The following is a 14,945-nucleotide window of genomic DNA, read 5'->3' as shown; positions in this document are numbered from 1 at the left end:
TTGCTAGCGCCGTCGGTTGTGGATAACTGCTGACTTGGCTACCGACGCCGGCCTTCGCGATGCCGACCGCTAGACCCAGTAGGGCACCCGGGCGCGGTATTGGCGCATTGCGAAGGCCGCCAGGAGCCAGCCGACGATGGTCAGCGCCAGCACCACGGTCCAGTGCCGTATCTCCTGGTGAGCGCCCAGCAGCGGCGCACGCACGATATCGAGATAGTGCAGCAGCGGGTTGAGTTCGACGATCTTTGACCAACTGCCCGCTCCTTGCTGGCGCAAGGTGTCGTCGTTCCAGATGATCGGCGTCATGAAGAACAACAGCTGCACGATCGAGAACAGCAGCGGGCCGATGTCGCGGTATCGGGTCGCGAGAATGCCGAAGCACAGCGACACCCAGATGCAATTGAGCACGATCAACGCCAACGCCGGAAGCACCGAAAGGTCGGCCCACGACCAGGGTTTGGGATAGATGATCGCGACGACGAGGTAGATGACGATGTTATGAGCGAACAGGATCATCTGCCGCCACACCAGCCGGTACACATGCACGCTCAACGGCGTCGGCAACTGTTTGATCAGACCCTCGTTGGCGACGAACACGTCGGCGCCTTCCAGGATGGCCGCGTTGATCAGGTTCCAGATGATCAGGCCGAGCGTCACATACGGCAGATGCACGGACAGGTCGAGGTGGAACAGCTTCGAATACAGCCCGCCCATCGCGACGGCCGTGGTGCCGGTCGCGATGGTGATCCAGAACGGTCCCAGCACCGAGCGGCGGTAACGCTGCTTGATGTCCTGCCAGCCCAGGTGCAGCCACAGCTCCCGACGGCGAAACCCGTCGACCAGGTCGTTGCGGGCCCGGGTAAAGGTCCGCGACTGTGCGGCGGCGTCAATGAATGTCACGGGGTTCCTCCAGGCTTGCCGAACTGCTCACGACGTCCCAAGCGGCGCAACCGAATCCACTCCAGCAGGCCGCTGGGGTCGCGCCGGGATATCAGGAAGAACCAACCGAACCGCACCCACTCCTGGACCAGCAGCTTGCGCAGACCCGGCTGGGACAACAGATAGCCGCGGTTGCGGTAGGTGTAGAACCGCTTGGTCGGGTTGTCGGGATACTGCGTGTGCATCCGTCCGCCCAGGATCGGCCGGAACTCGTCGGATCCGCAGGGATGCAGGTAGATCGTGTCCAGGCAGGTCCCAAAAGGCAGGCCGGAGCGCACCAGCCGGCGGTGCAGTTCCACCTCGTCGCCGCGGATGAACAGCCGCATGTCCGGGACGCCGACCGCGTCCAGCGTGGACGCCCGGAACAGCGCGCCGTTGAACAGCGAGGCGATCCCGGGCAGTAGATCCTGCCCCGCTTCGGTACGCAATTCGCTTGCGCGCCTGCGCCATACCAGGCCACGCCGCAGTGGGAACGCCAGCCGCTCCGGGTCGTCGGAGTTGCACACCATCGGCGAAACTTCGGCCAGGCCGTGCTTGTCGGCGCAGGCCAGCAACGTGGCCAGCACCTGGGAGTCCTGAGGGCGACCGTCGTCGTCGGCCAGCCACACCCAGTCGGCACCCTGCGCCAGCGCGTGCAGCATGCCCAGCGCGAAACCACCTGCGCCCCCAAGGTTTCGGCGCGACGGCAGGTAGGTGGTCGAGATCGGTTGAGCGGCAACCAGTTCGCGGATGCGGCCATCGGCACCGCCGTCGTTGTCGACGACGATCAGATGATCGGGCAGCCGGGTCTGCGCGCTGAGCATGTCCAGCGATTCAGCGAGCTCTTGCGCGCGCCGGTGGGTGACCACGACGGCGAAGATGGATCCACTCATCCCGCGGCGGTCTCTTCGAGCACCTCGCGGACGTGCCGTGCGGCGTCCTCACCCTCGTAGGCGCGCACCACGTCTTCGATACCGCCGGTTTGGCGGATGACGCCGTGGTCGATCCACATCGCGGTCTTGCACAGCCGGGCCAGGAACTCGTTGGAATGGCTTGCGAAAACCAGGATTCCCGACCGCTCCACCAGGCCCTGCAACCGGGACTGCGCCTTCTTCAGGAAGTCGGCGTCGACGGCGCCGATGCCCTCGTCGAGCAACAGGATCTCGGGGTCGATGCTGGTGACCACGCCCAGCGCGAGCCGGACCCGCATCCCGGTCGAATACGTCCGCAACGGCATCGACAGGTAATCCCCGAGCTCGGTGAACTCGGCGATCTCGTCGACCTTGGCCAGCATCTGCTTTCGGGTCTGCCCCAGGAACAGGCCGCGGATGATGATGTTCTCGTAGCCGGAGATCTCGGGGTCCATCCCGACGCCGAGGTCGAACACCGGCGCGACCCGGCCGGTGACTCTCGCCCACCCCCTGGTCGGTTCGTAGATGCCCGAAAATAGGCGCAGCAGAGTCGATTTCCCGGCCCCATTGTGTCCGACCAGCCCGACGCGGTCGCCCAGCTCCAGCGACATCGTGATGTCGCGTAATGCCTCGACGACGACGACGTTGGAGTTGTTGCGGCCGATCGTGCCGCCGGCCTTGCCGAGGAAGGCCTTCTTCAACGATCGCGACTTCGCGTCGAAGATGGGAAATTCCACCCACGCGTTGCTGGTCTCGATACGCGGAGCGCGAGGACCGGACACTGATGCCTGCTCTGCTCTTACAGGTACTGTCCGGTGCCCGAACCGGGGCCGTGGCCCGATCGCCCGATCCCGGGCGGCAGGGCGCCCTGGCGCATCTGCTCGAGCTGCGCACGAGCGGCCATCTGCTGGGCGAACAGAGCGGTCTGGATGCCGTGGAAGAGTCCCTCGAGCCAGCCGACGAGCTGAGCCTGCGCGATGCGCAACTCGGCGTCCGAGGGCTCGGCGTCCTCCCCGAACGGCAGGGTGAGGCGATCGAGTTCCTCCCGAAGTTCCGGCGCGAGTCCGTCTTCCAGCTCCCGGATGCTGGTGGCGTGGATGTCGCGCAGCCGTTTGCGGCTGGCTTCGTCCAGCGGTGCCGCCCGCACCTCTTCGAGCAATTGCTTGATCATCGTGCCGATGCGCATCACCTTGGCGGGCTGCTCGACAAGGTCGGTCAGGGAGCGCTCGTCGGAATCGTCGTCGTCGCCGGCATCGCGAAGCGCCATGATTCGCGGATCGACGCCGCCGATGATCTCGACGCCATCGTCATCGGGGCCGTCGTTGCCGTTAGTCAATCCGGTCACCATCCTCTTGTCCTTCTAGGGGTGGGGCGGTGTGGTGTTTCCGCGCCATTCGTAAATTCTGGCCCCACCGTTGTCGTAGATCAGCGCCCACGACTTCGATTTTTCCAGCGACACTAGTCCGTCGGGCACGGCGAACCCCCGAACCGTGGGCGAGCTGGTGTAGATGTAGCGGATATTGAGCGCCTTTATCGCTTCGACGACCTTCGGGTCGGAATCGCCGCGGCGGGCGTAGGCCCAGAAAATGTAGCGCTGGGGCCCCGGCCCGGTCTGCTGCGGGAAGTCGTAGTGCGTCCAGAGCGGGTGCAAATCGGCCACGGCGTACATCCAGGCGGTGCCGTCGGTGTTGGCATTGCCGATCAGCGTGTCACGCGCGCCGGGCAGTTTCGCCAGGTACGCCATCGCCATCAGGTCGCGCCGGTCGACCATCACCGAGTCGTATTTGTCGCCGAACAGCACCAGGTGCCGATAGAGGTAATGGCGCGCGGTGACGACAGTGGTCAGCACCAGCAGGACCGCGGTGGTAGCGGCCCAGACCGATGCGGGCAGTTGCTTGAATCGGTTGTTGATGCGCCGGGCGACGGCGACCACCAGCGCGACGGCCCCGAACAGTGCGATGGCGGCCATCGGTGTCACCAGCATCGTCACCACCGAGGTGAGTCGGCGCGGATCGTTGTAGAAGAACTGGCTGAACTCCTCGATCGCCGCGCCGGCCGCGTTGTGAAACGGGGCCCCCGAGTACACGGTCGCCACGGTCAGCACCAGCCAGACTGCCGGCGGCCACCAGATGCGCTTGTACAGCAGATAGGCCATGCCGAGATAGACCAGCACGACCAGGCCGTACTGGATGGGGAAATCGTTGAGGTGGCGGGTGTGCAGCAGCAGCGCATCGATGACGCCCTGCTTGGCGCTCTTGAAGCTGGGGAAGGCATGCCCGGCGATGATGTCGGCCTGCTTGAGCACCCCGATGAACTGCGGCGCCAGGATCAGCCCGGTCGGCACCGCGGTGGCGGCCAGGATTGCGACGTCGGCGAGCCGGCCGCGCACCGGATGCCACAGCACGTCCAGCAGCCACCAGCCCAACAGAAACAGGATGACGATGAATCCACCCGTCAGGTGCACCGACAGCACGCCGGTCAGCGCCAGCACCGCCAGCGGGATGCGGTCGCGATGCCGCAGCGTGGAGGTGATCAGCACGAACGTCGGAATCGCGACGCCGTAGGCCGCCAGGTTCGGCATCGCGGCCACGCCGAACTCGACGTAGGGCACCGAGGTGAACGACGCCGACAGCGCGGCCGCCGTCGCCGCGACCGCGGCCGTTCGGCCCGGCGTCATGACCGGGCGCAGCAGATGCCAGGTCAGCATCGCCGCGCTGGTCGGGAACAGCCATATCGAGGCCGCCACCGAGCCCAGGGTGTATCCCGTGGTCGGGGCCGCGCCGGTGAGCTGGCAAAGCACTGCGATCAGGGCGTGGAACACCGAGGGGTAGTACAGCGCCTGGTGGGTCTCGACGTTGCGCAGCTCGCCCATGTGGGTGGAGGACGCCTGGCCGGTGTCGAGAATGAAGCGCACCTCGTTGGCATGCCACACCGCGTCCCAGGTGCTGGGGACGGTCTGCCAGTGGGCGGCCAGCCCGCGGTAGGCCGCCCACATGATCAGCAGCGCGCCCAGCAGCACCCCGGCCGCGACCGCCAGCGCCGGCCAGCCGGCGACGCCACGCGCCTCGGCGTCGGTGTCGCGGTAGCGGGCGAGCAGCAGCTGCAAACCCGTCGCCACCACACACACGACAACGAGCGCCGCGAGCGCAGTCCAACCGTTCCAAGGGATTCCGAGCGCACCAAAGGGGATGATCGCCAGCGCGACGACACCGTAGGTCAGCGCCGGGCCAACTGCGACCGCGATTGGCCACGTTAGCTGGGCGATACGCGCAACGATTGTGCCCGGGGCGATCAGCAAAAACAGTGCGATCAGCGTTCCGATCCACAGCCCCACTGGACTAGTATGGCTGGCCGGGTGACCTGGCTCGGGCAGCCACCGGTTGGTTCTGACGTCTGTGGCACCCGCTACCGTCACAATTTCGCTCAAGTGCGGAAGCTCTAAGGTGGCTGCATGGCTTATGACGTCGCCCGGGTGCGCGGACTGCATCCGTCACTGGGTGACGGATGGGTGCACTTCGACGCGCCGACCGGGATGTTGATCCCCGATTCCGTTGCGACCACCGTCTCCACCGCATTCCGCCGTTCCAGTGCCACCACCGTGGGAGCGCACCCGTCGGCCCAGCGCAGCGCGGCCGTGCTGGACGCCGCGCGAGCGGCCGTGGCGGATCTGTTCAACGCCGACCCGGCCGGCATCGTGCTGGGCGCCGACCGCGCGATCCTGATGTCCTCACTGGCCGAGGCGTCGTCGTCGCGGGCCGGCCTGGGCTACGAGGTGGTCGTCAGCCGTCTCGACGACGAGGCGAACATCGCCCCGTGGCTGCGGGCTGCGCACCGCTACGGCGCCAAGGTGAAGTGGGCCGAGGTCGACATCGAAACCGGTGAGCTGCCGACGTGGCAGTGGGAGAGCCTGATCGGGAAGTCGACCCGATTGGTCGCGGTCACTTCGGCGTCGGGGACGCTGGGCACGGTCACCGATCTGCGGGCGATGACCAAGCTGGTCCACGACGTGGGCGGGTTGGTGATCGTCGATCATTCCGCGGCCGCACCCTTCCGGCTGCTCGACATCAAAGAAGCCGAGGTCGACGTGGTGGCGGTGAACGCTCTCGCCTGGGGCGGCCCGCCGGTGGGCGCGATCGTGTTTCGCGACCCGGCGCTGATCAACTCGTTCAGCTCGGTCTCCACCGATCCCAACGCCACCGGCCCGGCCCGCCTCGAAGTGGGTGCGCATCAGTTCGGTCTGCTGGCCGGCGTGGTCGCCAGCATCGAATACCTTGCGGCATTGGACGAGTCGGCCCGCGGCAGCCGACGCGAGCGGCTCTCGGTGTCGATGCAATCCGCCGCGTTGTATCTGAACCGGATCTTCGACTACTTGATGGTCTCGCTGCGGTCGTTGCCGCTGATGATGCTGATCGGTCGCCCGGAGGTGCGGATACCGGTCGTCAGCTTCGCGTTGCAGGGCGTGCCCGCCGAGCGGGTCGTGCAGCGGTTGGCGGACAACGGAATTCTGGCCGTCTGCAACGAGAGTTCACGCGTGCTGGATGCGCTGGGCGCCAACGAGGTTGGCGGCGCGGTGACCGTCGGGCTGGCGCACTACTCGACGACGGCCGAGGTGGATCAGCTGGTGCGGGCGCTGGCGTCGTTGGGCTAGACAGCCCGGCGCTCGCGTCGAGTGTGCATCCACGGCTTTGGGTGTGCGGCCAGGCGCAGACACGCCGGGCGGATGTAGCCGCCTGCGCACATTGAAAGCCAGAGGCGCACACCGGCAGCCGTGAGCGCACGATCGACTGCCGCGCATCCGGCGCGAAAGCTAGACGGTCAGTACGATCTTTCCGTGCACGTCGCCGGCCACCAGCTTCTGATGAGCTTGTCCCGCTTGCTGAATCGGCATGCGCGCACCGATGAACGGCCGCACCCGGCCGTCGGCGATCATCGGCCACACCGACTCCGTTACCGCGGCGACGATCTCGCCCTTGCTGTTCGGACCGGACACCGGCCGGCCGCGCAGCGTGGTGCCGATGACTCGTAACCGCTTGGGCAGTAGCTTGCCGATGTTCAGCTCGCCCTTGAGGCCGCCCTGCATCCCGATGATCACCAGCTGTCCGTCGGTGGCCAGGGCGTCGAGATTGCGATCCAGATACGACGCACCCATGATGTCCAAGATCACATCGGCGCCGCCGTACTCCTGCAGCCGCGCCACGAAATCGTCGTCGCGGTAGTTGATGGTGATCTCGGCGCCCAGGTCGCGGCAGGTTTGCAGCTTTTCCTCGGAACCGGCGGTGACCGCCACCCGGGCACCCAGCGCCCGGGCGACCTGAATAGCGTGGGTGCCGATACCGCTGGCCCCGCCGTGCATCAACAGCAGCTGGCCCTTGTCCAGGTGCGCGGTCAGCACCAGGTTCGACCACACCGTGCAGGCGACCTCGGGTAGCCCCGCGGCGTCCTCCAGCCCGATGCCGTCCGGGATGGGCAGCACCTGGTGGGCCGGAACCGCGACGTACTCGGCGTAGCCACCGCCCGCCAACAGCGCGCAAACCTCTTGTCCGACAGACCATTCCGCGACCCCGGAGCCCAATTCGGCCCCGATTTCTGAAATGACGCCGGACACCTCCATGCCGATGATGTCGCTCGCTCCAGGCGGAGGCGGATACTTGCCGGCGGCCTGCAGCACGTCGGCGCGGTTGACGCCGGCCGCGGTGACCTTGATCAGGACTTCGCCGGGCCCGGCGGAGGCATCGGGGACCTCTTGCCAGACGAGTTGGTCGGGGGATTCGGCGACGATGGCGCGCATGCGGGCCACGGTACTAGCCCCGCTACCCTTGTCAGCGGTGGCGTGGCAGAGCGGCCTAATGCACTCGCCTTGAAAGCGAGAGACGGCTAACACCGTCCGGGGGTTCAAATCCCTCCGCCACCGCGTTGTTCAGCGGCGAAGAATGGCACCGATCCCGTCGGCCGGGGTGATGCGCTCATCGATGCGAACCACCGATGCGCCGGTCGAAATCGCCAACAGGGGCAGCGCCTCGTCCGCACGCAGCGTCCTGACGGTCGGGGCACTTTGCCCCGACCGTGCGACGGCGCTCGGTGCGACCGTTGCCAGCCCTTCGTCGGCGATCACCGTGGCGTCGTCGATGTCGCCGATGATCAGCGTGGCGACGGTGCCCTGCCGCAGGGCAGCGCAGACCGCGGCGAGTCCCTCGGCGGCCAGCCCGGACCGCCGGGCCAGTTCGTCGGTGAAGCGGGCCGCCGCGGTGTCCATAACGCCCTGCCGCTGCCACAGCAGCGTGGTGTCGATGGCCCGCTGAATCTCTTCGAAGTCGTATCCGCCGCGCCGCCCCGCGATCGGCAGCGACGTCACCCGCTTGCGGATCGGCTCGGGCAGCGCTGTCAGCAGAGTCGAACGCGCGTCCGCATCGCCGACCAAGAACAGCGCGCCGAACGACGTGTCGTGCACGAGTTCGCCGATCCGCCGCGCGACGGTGTGCAGCTGTTGGCCCTTCGCGCCGCGACCGTCGACGGCCTCTGAATACCGTGCGGCATCAACGTGGCTGGTGATGAACGCGCCGGTCCGGTCCGCCACCACCAGCAGATAGTCCGAATGCGCAACGCCGAATTCCAGGATGGGCACGATATACGGCAATTCGGAGACTCGGACTATTGTCGCGGCGGTTGGCCGGAGCAGGTGTTCGTTGAGTACGACACCGCCGGCGCTGGCCACCACCGCGCGCCCACCCCGGCCGATCGGCAAACGCAATTGCTTGACGGCGTGTTCGATTGCAGCGGTTATTGATTCGGCCGCGCCGTGCTGCTGGAGTTCGTTGCGCAGCTTGCGCCATGTCAGCTCGAGTCGGGGGCTGGGGTCGCCGTCGTCATCGGAATCCTCGAAGTAGACCGACGCGAATGGCCCGGGCGCACCGAGCAGCTCGCGAAAGCGATCCGAATCCACACATCATTGTTGCCCGAATGGCCTAGACGTAAAACGCAATTACCCGCCTTCGGTGTCGTCGAAGAGAGAGAGTGTTCCCACCTGGCGTTGTGCTCAATCGGTCGGAATCTGTGCCGCGATGGTGTTCATCAGCGCTGTGTAACGGCGTAGCTCGGGGTCGCGGCCCGGTTTGCCGCTGCTGATCAGACCGGCGGCCAGGCTGCGTTCGGGGTCGGCCCAGATCGCGATGTTGCTCAAGCCCAGACTGCCGAATGCTTCCGGCGCGTTGCGCCCGAACGGACCCCACCGGTTGGTGCCGAGAATGAAGCCGGTACCCCAGCGGGCCGGCATCAGCCCGACCGCGAAATCAGGCCGCAGCCGCCGGGATTCGGTGACCGCGCCCCGCAGCGTTTCCGCCTGCATTACCCGCACACCGTCGAGTTCGCCGTAGCGGCGCCAGATTTCGGCGAAGCGGGACATCTCGTTGGCGGTTGAGACGGTATTGGACGACGGGATCACCGTGGTCAAGAAGAACGGCGCGTTGGTCACCGGGATCATCTCGTGCACCGTGCCGCCGATGGCCTTACGGAAGATCTGGGCGATCAACGGCGGCAAGGGCCGGCCGGTGGCATGGCTCGGGGCGACCAGGTCGAGGTCTTGTTTGGCGACGCCGAAATTGGTCCACCGAAAACCCAGCGGGTCAAGGACTTCGGCGGCCAGAATCTCGCGGATGTCCTTGCCCGCGGCCGTGTAGACGATCTCGCGAATCAGCGGACCCCAGGTCAGCGCGTGGTACAGGTGGATCAACCCGGGCCGGTACAGCGGCCGCAGATTGCTCAGCATCTGCTGCACGTACTCGTGATCGTCGGCGCGTTTGAGGTCCGGCAAGGGTCCGGTCGGAAACGGCAGGCCGGCGCTGTGGGTCATTACGTGCCGGATCGTGATGCGGTCCTTGCCATGGCTGGTGAAGGTGGGCATGTAGTCGCAGACCCGGTCGTCGAGGGAAAAGACACCCCGCTCGACCAGCATGTGCACCACGGTTGCGGCGATGCTCTTGGCCGCCGAGTACACGCAGAACGGTGTGTCCGTCGTGACGGGGACCTGCTCGGCGTCGGGGCTGTCGGTGGGCGCGTTGCCCCAGCCGTGGCCGATCGCGCGGTTGAGCACGACGCGTCCGCGGTGCCGAATGCACAGCTGGATCGCCGGGTGCATACCCGCCCGGTACCAGTGCCGGGCGGCCTGCCAGATGCGTTCGACGGCCGCGCTGCCGATTTCGGAGTGGTCCTCGTCGCCGAGCGCCGTCACCGAGTCCAGGTCGGCCGGAACACGGATCTTGCCGTCCGGGGTCGTCAAACTAGCGGTCGTATTCGCCACCCCCGCGAGGGTACGTGGCGCGCCCCTACTCCCCGGTGAACTGCGGCGGACGCTTGGCGAACGTCGCCTGGATGCCTTCGGTCAGGTCCTTGGACGGCAAGAAGGCCGAGTTCCAGGCGGCAACGTAGCGCAGGCTCTCCGACACCGCCGCGGTGCGCTGCTGGTCGAGCACGTCCTTGACGCCGTACACGGCCAGCGGCGGGTTGGCGGCGATCTCCGCGGCGGTCGCATGCGCGGCGGCCAGCGTCTTGTCGGCGTCGTCGTACACGTCGTTGACCAGCCCGATTTTCTCGGCACGGGCCGCGTCGATGTCTTTGCCGGTCAGCGCCAGCTCGCGCAGATGGCCGTCGTTGAGGATCAGCGGCAGCCGGGCCAGGCTGCCGACGTCGGCGACGATGGCCAGTCTGACTTCCCGGACCGAGAACTTGGCGTCGGCGCTGGCGTAGCGGATATCGACCGCCGAGATCAGGTCGACGCCGCCGCCTATGCACCAGCCGTGCACCGAGGCGATGGTCGGGGTGCGGCAGTCGGCGACCGCGGTGATCGCACCCTGCATCCGCCTGAGCTCGGTGTGGAACTCCGTGCGCGGGCGGGCCAACGCTCCGTCGGCCATCAACGGGGCGAACGTGCCGCCCATCGCGGGCAGATCCAAGCCGTAGCTGAAGTTTTTGCCCGACCCGGTGATCACGATGGCGCGCACGTCACGGTCGGCGTCCAGCGTCCCGAACACGTCCGGCATCTCCGCCCAGAAGGCGGGGCCCATCGCATTGCCCTTGCCCGGTCCGATCAACGTCACCTGCGCGACGTGGTCTTTGATCTCGATGGTGACGGATTCGTAGGTATCGCCCATATCGAGACCGTAGCGTGGCGAATATGCCTCGTGATTTGCGGCCCGGACCTCACTCCCCGCCCACGGATGAACTGCACAGCGCCGAGGACACGCTAGGGATCTTGCAGCGCGTGCTGCATCCCATCTCCAGCGACGATCTGTCCAAGCAGACGCCCTGCACCGAGTTCGACGTGACGCGGTTGACCGAGCATCTGCTCAAGTCGATCAGTGGCATCGGCGGCATGGTCGGCGCGGAGATGCCGGAGCGCGACGAGAGCGATTCGGTGGAACGGCAGATCATCCTCGCGGCCCGCCCGGCGTTGGACGCGTGGCACCGCCACGGCTTGGACGGCACGGTGCCGTTCGGCAACAGCGAGATACCGGCCAAGTCGGCGTGCGGTATCTTTTCGATCGAATTTTTGGTCCACGCATGGGATTACGCCGTCGCGGTGGGACATGAACTCGATGCCCCCCAGCCGTTGTCCGAGTACGTGCTGGACCTGGCGCATAAAACCATCCGGCCGGAATTCCGCGGCACGGCGGGGTTCGACGATCCAGTGGACGTGCCCGACGCCGCCGGGGCCTTGGAGAAGCTCGTCGCATTCACCGGACGCAACCCCGCCCGGTAAATTCAAGGCGTCGATTCGGACGCGCGACGGACCACCCCTCGTAGCCAGCTGTGGGAGGGATCCTGATCGAAGCGCGGGTGCCACACGGCGTAGAACTCGAGCTGGCTCAACTCCCGGGGCGCCGCGAGGATGCGGGTCTGCGCGGGGTCGGCATTCCTGCGGGCAACCCGCTCCGGAACCGTCAACAGGAGGTCGGTGCCCGGCAAAATGCTTGGCGCCAAGGCGAAATAGGGCATGCTGACGGCCACCCGGCGCGTGACGCCGAGCGGCTCGAGTGCCCGGTCGATCCATGGCTGGCCGATGTCGATGGTCAAGTGCGGCCAGCGCAGATACGTTGACAGCGACACGGATGTCTGGCCGGCGAGTGGGTGCCCGGCGGCGACGACGCAGACGAAGCGATCGCTGAAAAGGTGTTCGCTGCAGTATCTTTCGGGTGGCACCCGCCCGTAGATCGCCAGGTCCAGGGTGCCCGCGTCGAGCTTGTCGAAGGCGTGCTCGTCGAGGACTTCGCAACGCACCGTCGAATTGGGTGATTCGGCCAGCACTTCGCGGATCAGTCCGGGGCCGAACGTGGCGACGGTGTAGTCGCTGACCGCGAGGCGAAACGACTGTGCGGCCGTGGCCGGGTCGAACGCCTCATTCGCAAACAGCTGCTCCAAATGCGTTACCGCCGTGGTGAGTTGGTCGCGCAGACGCTCGGCTCGCGGGGTCAGCGAGTAGCCTTCGGGGCCGCGCACCAGCAGTTCGTCGCCGAAGTGCCGGCGCAGCCGCTGCAGGGCGCGGCTCATCGCGGGCTGGCTCAACCGGACCCGCTCGGCGGCTCGCGAGACGTGTTGTTCTTCCAGCAGGGCCACCAAAGGGGGCAGCAGATTCAGGTCCACCTGATCGATATGCGTAGTACGCATGGAGTACATGCTAACGATTCATTTCACAAATAGCAGCAGGTGCCAGAGCGAGCTGCGCGAGAATCTCGACGACGGGATGCTGCCCAACTAGTTCTTGCCCGTTGCCAATCCGGACGGATAGAAGGACACAATGCCTCACCATTTCGGAAATGATGACGACCACGGGGGCATTGCCTCGGCCCTGAATTTCTCCGGCACCGGCAAATCCGCCGGCGAGGATGTCAGCGGCGGGGACTCGGTCGCTGCTGCACTGCGCGGTTACGCGCCTGCCCAGCCCGACGACACGCTGGATGCGATGCGTGCGCAAACCCGGGCTGCCAAACAGGAGGAGGAAGAGAATGAGAACGAGGTGGACGGAAGCCCCTGTTCACGGTGACCAACCCGCCGAAGACGGTGTCGGTCGCAGCGCTGATGGACGGAAGAACCCAACGGGTCCGTCTGTCGTCGAAAGTGACCAGCATGACCGAAACCGAACTTGCGGCGGAGATAGTCGTGCTGGCGGACTTGGCCTACAAAAAGGGCTGGCCGGCCAATGGAGTTTTCTTGGCGGCGCCGCTGTGCCGGATGTCCTGCAGGAAGTCGGGATCACCGATGTCGGGGGATTGCGCGATTTCGTAACGGAATTCATCGAATTGGGGACGCCGGAAAGAAGCTGCCGCGGCGCAGCCCGAAGTGTTCGCCGCCCGATACCCAAACGCTGACGACTGATGCGCTGCCGGGATCTATACCCGCTCGAGGAAGAAGTAGTAATACCGGCCCACCCCGTCCTGGAAGTCCAGCACACCCTTGCCGTTCATGATGCCCATCACGGCGTCGTCGTCGATCTTCTTGAAGTGGTCGTGCACGGGCTGGCCGTCGTAAACCATTGTGGCGGTGACCTCGCCGCGGAATTCTTCCAGCCAGAGGCTGGCCTCGCCCTTGCCCATCTCCTTGTTGGAGAACTTGTTTCCGTCGGCGTCGAGGCAGACCAACGGCTGTACGTCGCTTGCCGAGGTGAAGGTCTTGCCGAACCAGCCGACCTTCTCCAGTTGCCCGTTCATCATGTGACCGGTGAGGAACTCGCCGCCCTTCCACTCGCCCATCATCTCGTCGATGGTCGCGGGCTCCAGGGTTGCCCAATAGTCGTCGAGCTCGGCGTCGGCGATCTTGCCGTTGCGTTCCTTGAACTCGTTGAAGCGCTTGCGGGCCAGGCTCATTCGGCAACCTCCGGGTGTGCTATCCAGTCGCGGGCAAATGCCAGCAGCGCATCGTTTTCGGTCGGCGCACCGATGGACACGCGCGCCCCGTCGTCGCCGTATTGGCGAACGACGATCCCCGCGTCGGCCGCCCGCGTCACGAAATCCCGGGTGCGGTGCCCCAACGGCAGCCAGACGAAGTTCGCCTGCGACGGCGGCAATGTGTATCCGGCGTCCCGCAACGCGGCGCTCACCCGAACGCGGTCGGCGACCAGCGCGTCGGTGCGGACCAACAATTCGTCGGCGGCGTCCAGCGATGCGATCGCGGCGGCCTGCGAGACGTTGGTCACCGAGAATGGGACGAACACCTGGTCCAAGGCCGTGATCAGGTCGGGGTGGCCCACCGCATAGCCGACCCGCAGGCCGGCCAGCCCGTAGGCCTTCGAAAAGGTGCGCAGCACAACGACGTTGTCACGGGCGTGGACCAGGCCCAGGCTGTCGGGCAGCATGCCGTCGCGAATGTATTCGACGTAGGCCTCGTCGATCGCGATCACGATGTGCGGCGGAACGGCCTCGACAAACCGGGCCAGTGCGTCCGGGTCGACGACGGTCGAGGTCGGGTTGTTGGGATTGCAGACGAAGATCAGCCGCGTGTGTTCGGTGATCGCGGCGAGCATCGCGTAGAGGTCGAAGGTGTGGTCGGTCAGCGCCACCTTGACCGCGGTCGCGCCGGCAACCTGGACCAGCGGCGGGTAGAGCTCGAAGCTGCGCCAGCCGAAGATCACCTCGTCGCCGGCCGAGGCGGTGATCTGCACCAGCTGCTGGCAGAGGCTGACCGAGCCGGCGGCGACGGCGACGTTCTCCGGGTCGAAGCCCGGGCCGAGATGTTTGGCCAGCGCCGCCTTGAGTTGCACGCAGCCGTTGTCGGGGTAGCGGTTGACGTTGTCGGTCGCTTGCTCGATGGCGGCGCGGACACTGGGCAGCGGGCCGAATACCGTCTCGTTGCTGGCCAGTTTCATCGAACCCGGCACCGTCTTGCCCGGAACGTAAACTGGCAGCCCGGCCAGCTCCGGCCGTAGGCGGGCAGTCACTTCGACAGCATATGTCCCCGCTGTGTACGCTATGCCTCCGGCGGTTCAGGGACGCCCGTATCGAGTCGGGTACCCTCATGAAGTCCAAGGGAGGCGTGCCAGAGCGGCCGAATGGGGCTCACTGCTAATGAGTTGTCCCCCCTAAAGGGGACCGGAGGTTCAAATCCTCTCGCCTCCGCTGACGTCCTTCCGGG

Annotated in this window: 16 protein-coding genes and 2 tRNA genes; 6 read left to right on the top strand and 12 right to left on the bottom strand. The window is 66.3% G+C overall.

All coding sequences use genetic code 11. The features are described from left to right. Positions 1-69 precede the first annotated feature (69 nt). Genes wzm through BN973_RS01215 form a run of 5 tightly spaced genes read right to left on the bottom strand, consistent with a single transcriptional unit; the run spans position 70 to position 5,163 of the window. Entirely contained in the window at positions 70-900 is an 831-nt protein-coding gene (wzm, locus tag BN973_RS01235) for a galactan export ABC transporter permease subunit Wzm/RfbD (RefSeq protein WP_036465404.1), read from the bottom strand. Then, positions 897-1,811 carry a galactofuranosyltransferase GlfT1 gene (gene glfT1, locus BN973_RS01230; RefSeq protein WP_036465403.1) on the bottom strand — a complete coding sequence of 305 codons (915 nt, stop codon included), beginning with the start codon at positions 1,809-1,811 and terminating at the stop codon, positions 897-899. The genes wzm and glfT1 overlap by 4 nt, the downstream gene beginning before the upstream one ends. Beyond that, positions 1,808-2,611, bottom strand: a complete 804-nt coding sequence (gene wzt / locus BN973_RS01225) for a galactan export ABC transporter ATP-binding subunit Wzt/RfbE (RefSeq protein ID WP_036465402.1) — start codon at positions 2,609-2,611, stop codon at positions 1,808-1,810. Before wzt ends, glfT1 begins: the two co-directional genes overlap by 4 nt. Before the next feature lie 17 nt (positions 2,612-2,628). Next, positions 2,629-3,177 (bottom strand): bacterial proteasome activator family protein, encoded by a 549-nt coding sequence (locus BN973_RS01220; protein ID WP_051641061.1) that lies wholly within the window; start codon positions 3,175-3,177, stop codon positions 2,629-2,631. A gap of 12 nt (positions 3,178-3,189) precedes the next feature. Continuing rightward, positions 3,190-5,163, bottom strand: coding sequence for a DUF6541 family protein (locus tag BN973_RS01215; protein WP_036465401.1), 1,974 nt, complete (start codon positions 5,161-5,163; stop codon positions 3,190-3,192). A gap of 117 nt (positions 5,164-5,280) precedes the next feature. On the opposite strand from BN973_RS01215, the gene BN973_RS01210 reads away from it, so the two are divergent. Beyond that, positions 5,281-6,477, top strand: a complete 1,197-nt coding sequence (locus BN973_RS01210; protein WP_036465400.1) for a cysteine desulfurase-like protein — start codon at positions 5,281-5,283, stop codon at positions 6,475-6,477. A 159-nt stretch (positions 6,478-6,636) separates the two neighbouring features. Here BN973_RS01210 and BN973_RS01205 read toward each other — a convergent pair whose 3' ends face one another. Continuing rightward, positions 6,637-7,617 carry an NAD(P)H-quinone oxidoreductase gene (locus BN973_RS01205; RefSeq protein ID WP_036465399.1) on the bottom strand — a complete coding sequence of 327 codons (981 nt, stop codon included), beginning with the start codon at positions 7,615-7,617 and terminating at the stop codon, positions 6,637-6,639. Between the two features lie 36 nt (positions 7,618-7,653). Here BN973_RS01205 and BN973_RS01200 point away from each other — a divergent pair. Beyond that, positions 7,654-7,740: transfer RNA gene (locus tag BN973_RS01200), tRNA-Ser, on the top strand. 6 nt (positions 7,741-7,746) lie between these two features. On the opposite strand, the gene BN973_RS01195 is transcribed toward BN973_RS01200, so the two are convergent. The 3 genes from BN973_RS01195 to BN973_RS01185 all read right to left on the bottom strand — a co-directional run bounded on the left by BN973_RS01195 (position 7,747) and on the right by BN973_RS01185 (position 10,972). Next, on the bottom strand, positions 7,747-8,769 hold the full coding sequence (locus BN973_RS01195; protein WP_036465398.1) for a baeRF2 domain-containing protein: 1,023 nt from the start codon (positions 8,767-8,769) through the stop codon (positions 7,747-7,749). 93 nt (positions 8,770-8,862) lie between these two features. Next, a complete protein-coding gene (gene lipE / locus BN973_RS01190) occupies positions 8,863-10,101 on the bottom strand; it encodes a lipase LipE (protein ID WP_036465397.1) in 1,239 nt (412 codons plus the stop codon). 46 nt (positions 10,102-10,147) lie between these two features. Continuing rightward, positions 10,148-10,972: a crotonase/enoyl-CoA hydratase family protein gene (locus BN973_RS01185; protein ID WP_036465396.1), complete on the bottom strand. Its 825-nt coding sequence runs from the start codon at positions 10,970-10,972 to the stop codon at positions 10,148-10,150. Positions 10,973-10,995: 23 nt separating this feature from the next. Between BN973_RS01185 and BN973_RS01180 the strand changes: the two genes are divergently transcribed. Beyond that, a complete protein-coding gene (locus tag BN973_RS01180; protein ID WP_198048876.1) occupies positions 10,996-11,580 on the top strand; it encodes a TIGR03086 family metal-binding protein in 585 nt (194 codons plus the stop codon). Between the two features lie 2 nt (positions 11,581-11,582). Here BN973_RS01180 and BN973_RS01175 read toward each other — a convergent pair whose 3' ends face one another. Beyond that, positions 11,583-12,485: a LysR family transcriptional regulator gene (locus tag BN973_RS01175; RefSeq protein WP_036465393.1), complete on the bottom strand. Its 903-nt coding sequence runs from the start codon at positions 12,483-12,485 to the stop codon at positions 11,583-11,585. 130 nt (positions 12,486-12,615) lie between these two features. Here BN973_RS01175 and BN973_RS29805 point away from each other — a divergent pair, with 130 nt between their 5' ends. Together BN973_RS29805 and BN973_RS30915 are read left to right on the top strand one after the other, a co-directional pair. Further along, a complete protein-coding gene (locus BN973_RS29805; protein ID WP_051641060.1) occupies positions 12,616-12,861 on the top strand; it encodes a hypothetical protein in 246 nt (81 codons plus the stop codon). A gap of 83 nt (positions 12,862-12,944) precedes the next feature. Next, a complete protein-coding gene (locus BN973_RS30915) occupies positions 12,945-13,103 on the top strand; it encodes a hypothetical protein (RefSeq protein WP_156959157.1) in 159 nt (52 codons plus the stop codon). A 104-nt stretch (positions 13,104-13,207) separates the two neighbouring features. Here BN973_RS30915 and BN973_RS01165 read toward each other — a convergent pair whose 3' ends face one another. Next, positions 13,208-13,681 carry a DUF4334 domain-containing protein gene (locus BN973_RS01165; protein WP_036465391.1) on the bottom strand — a complete coding sequence of 158 codons (474 nt, stop codon included), beginning with the start codon at positions 13,679-13,681 and terminating at the stop codon, positions 13,208-13,210. Further along, complete coding sequence (locus BN973_RS01160) at positions 13,678-14,751, bottom strand: pyridoxal phosphate-dependent aminotransferase (protein ID WP_036465389.1); 1,074 nt, start codon at positions 14,749-14,751, stop codon at positions 13,678-13,680. The genes BN973_RS01165 and BN973_RS01160 overlap by 4 nt, the downstream gene beginning before the upstream one ends. Positions 14,752-14,840: 89 nt before the next feature. On the opposite strand from BN973_RS01160, the gene BN973_RS01155 reads away from it, so the two are divergent. Further along, positions 14,841-14,929, top strand: a tRNA-Ser gene (locus BN973_RS01155). Positions 14,930-14,945: the final 16 nt, after the last annotated feature.

The sequence above is a fragment of the Mycobacterium triplex genome (assembly GCF_000689255.1).
In the GTDB taxonomy this organism is placed as follows: Bacteria; Actinomycetota; Actinomycetes; order Mycobacteriales; family Mycobacteriaceae; genus Mycobacterium; species Mycobacterium triplex.
Note: the sequence above shows the minus strand (reverse complement) of the source record. Positions and strands in the feature narration are given on the sequence as shown.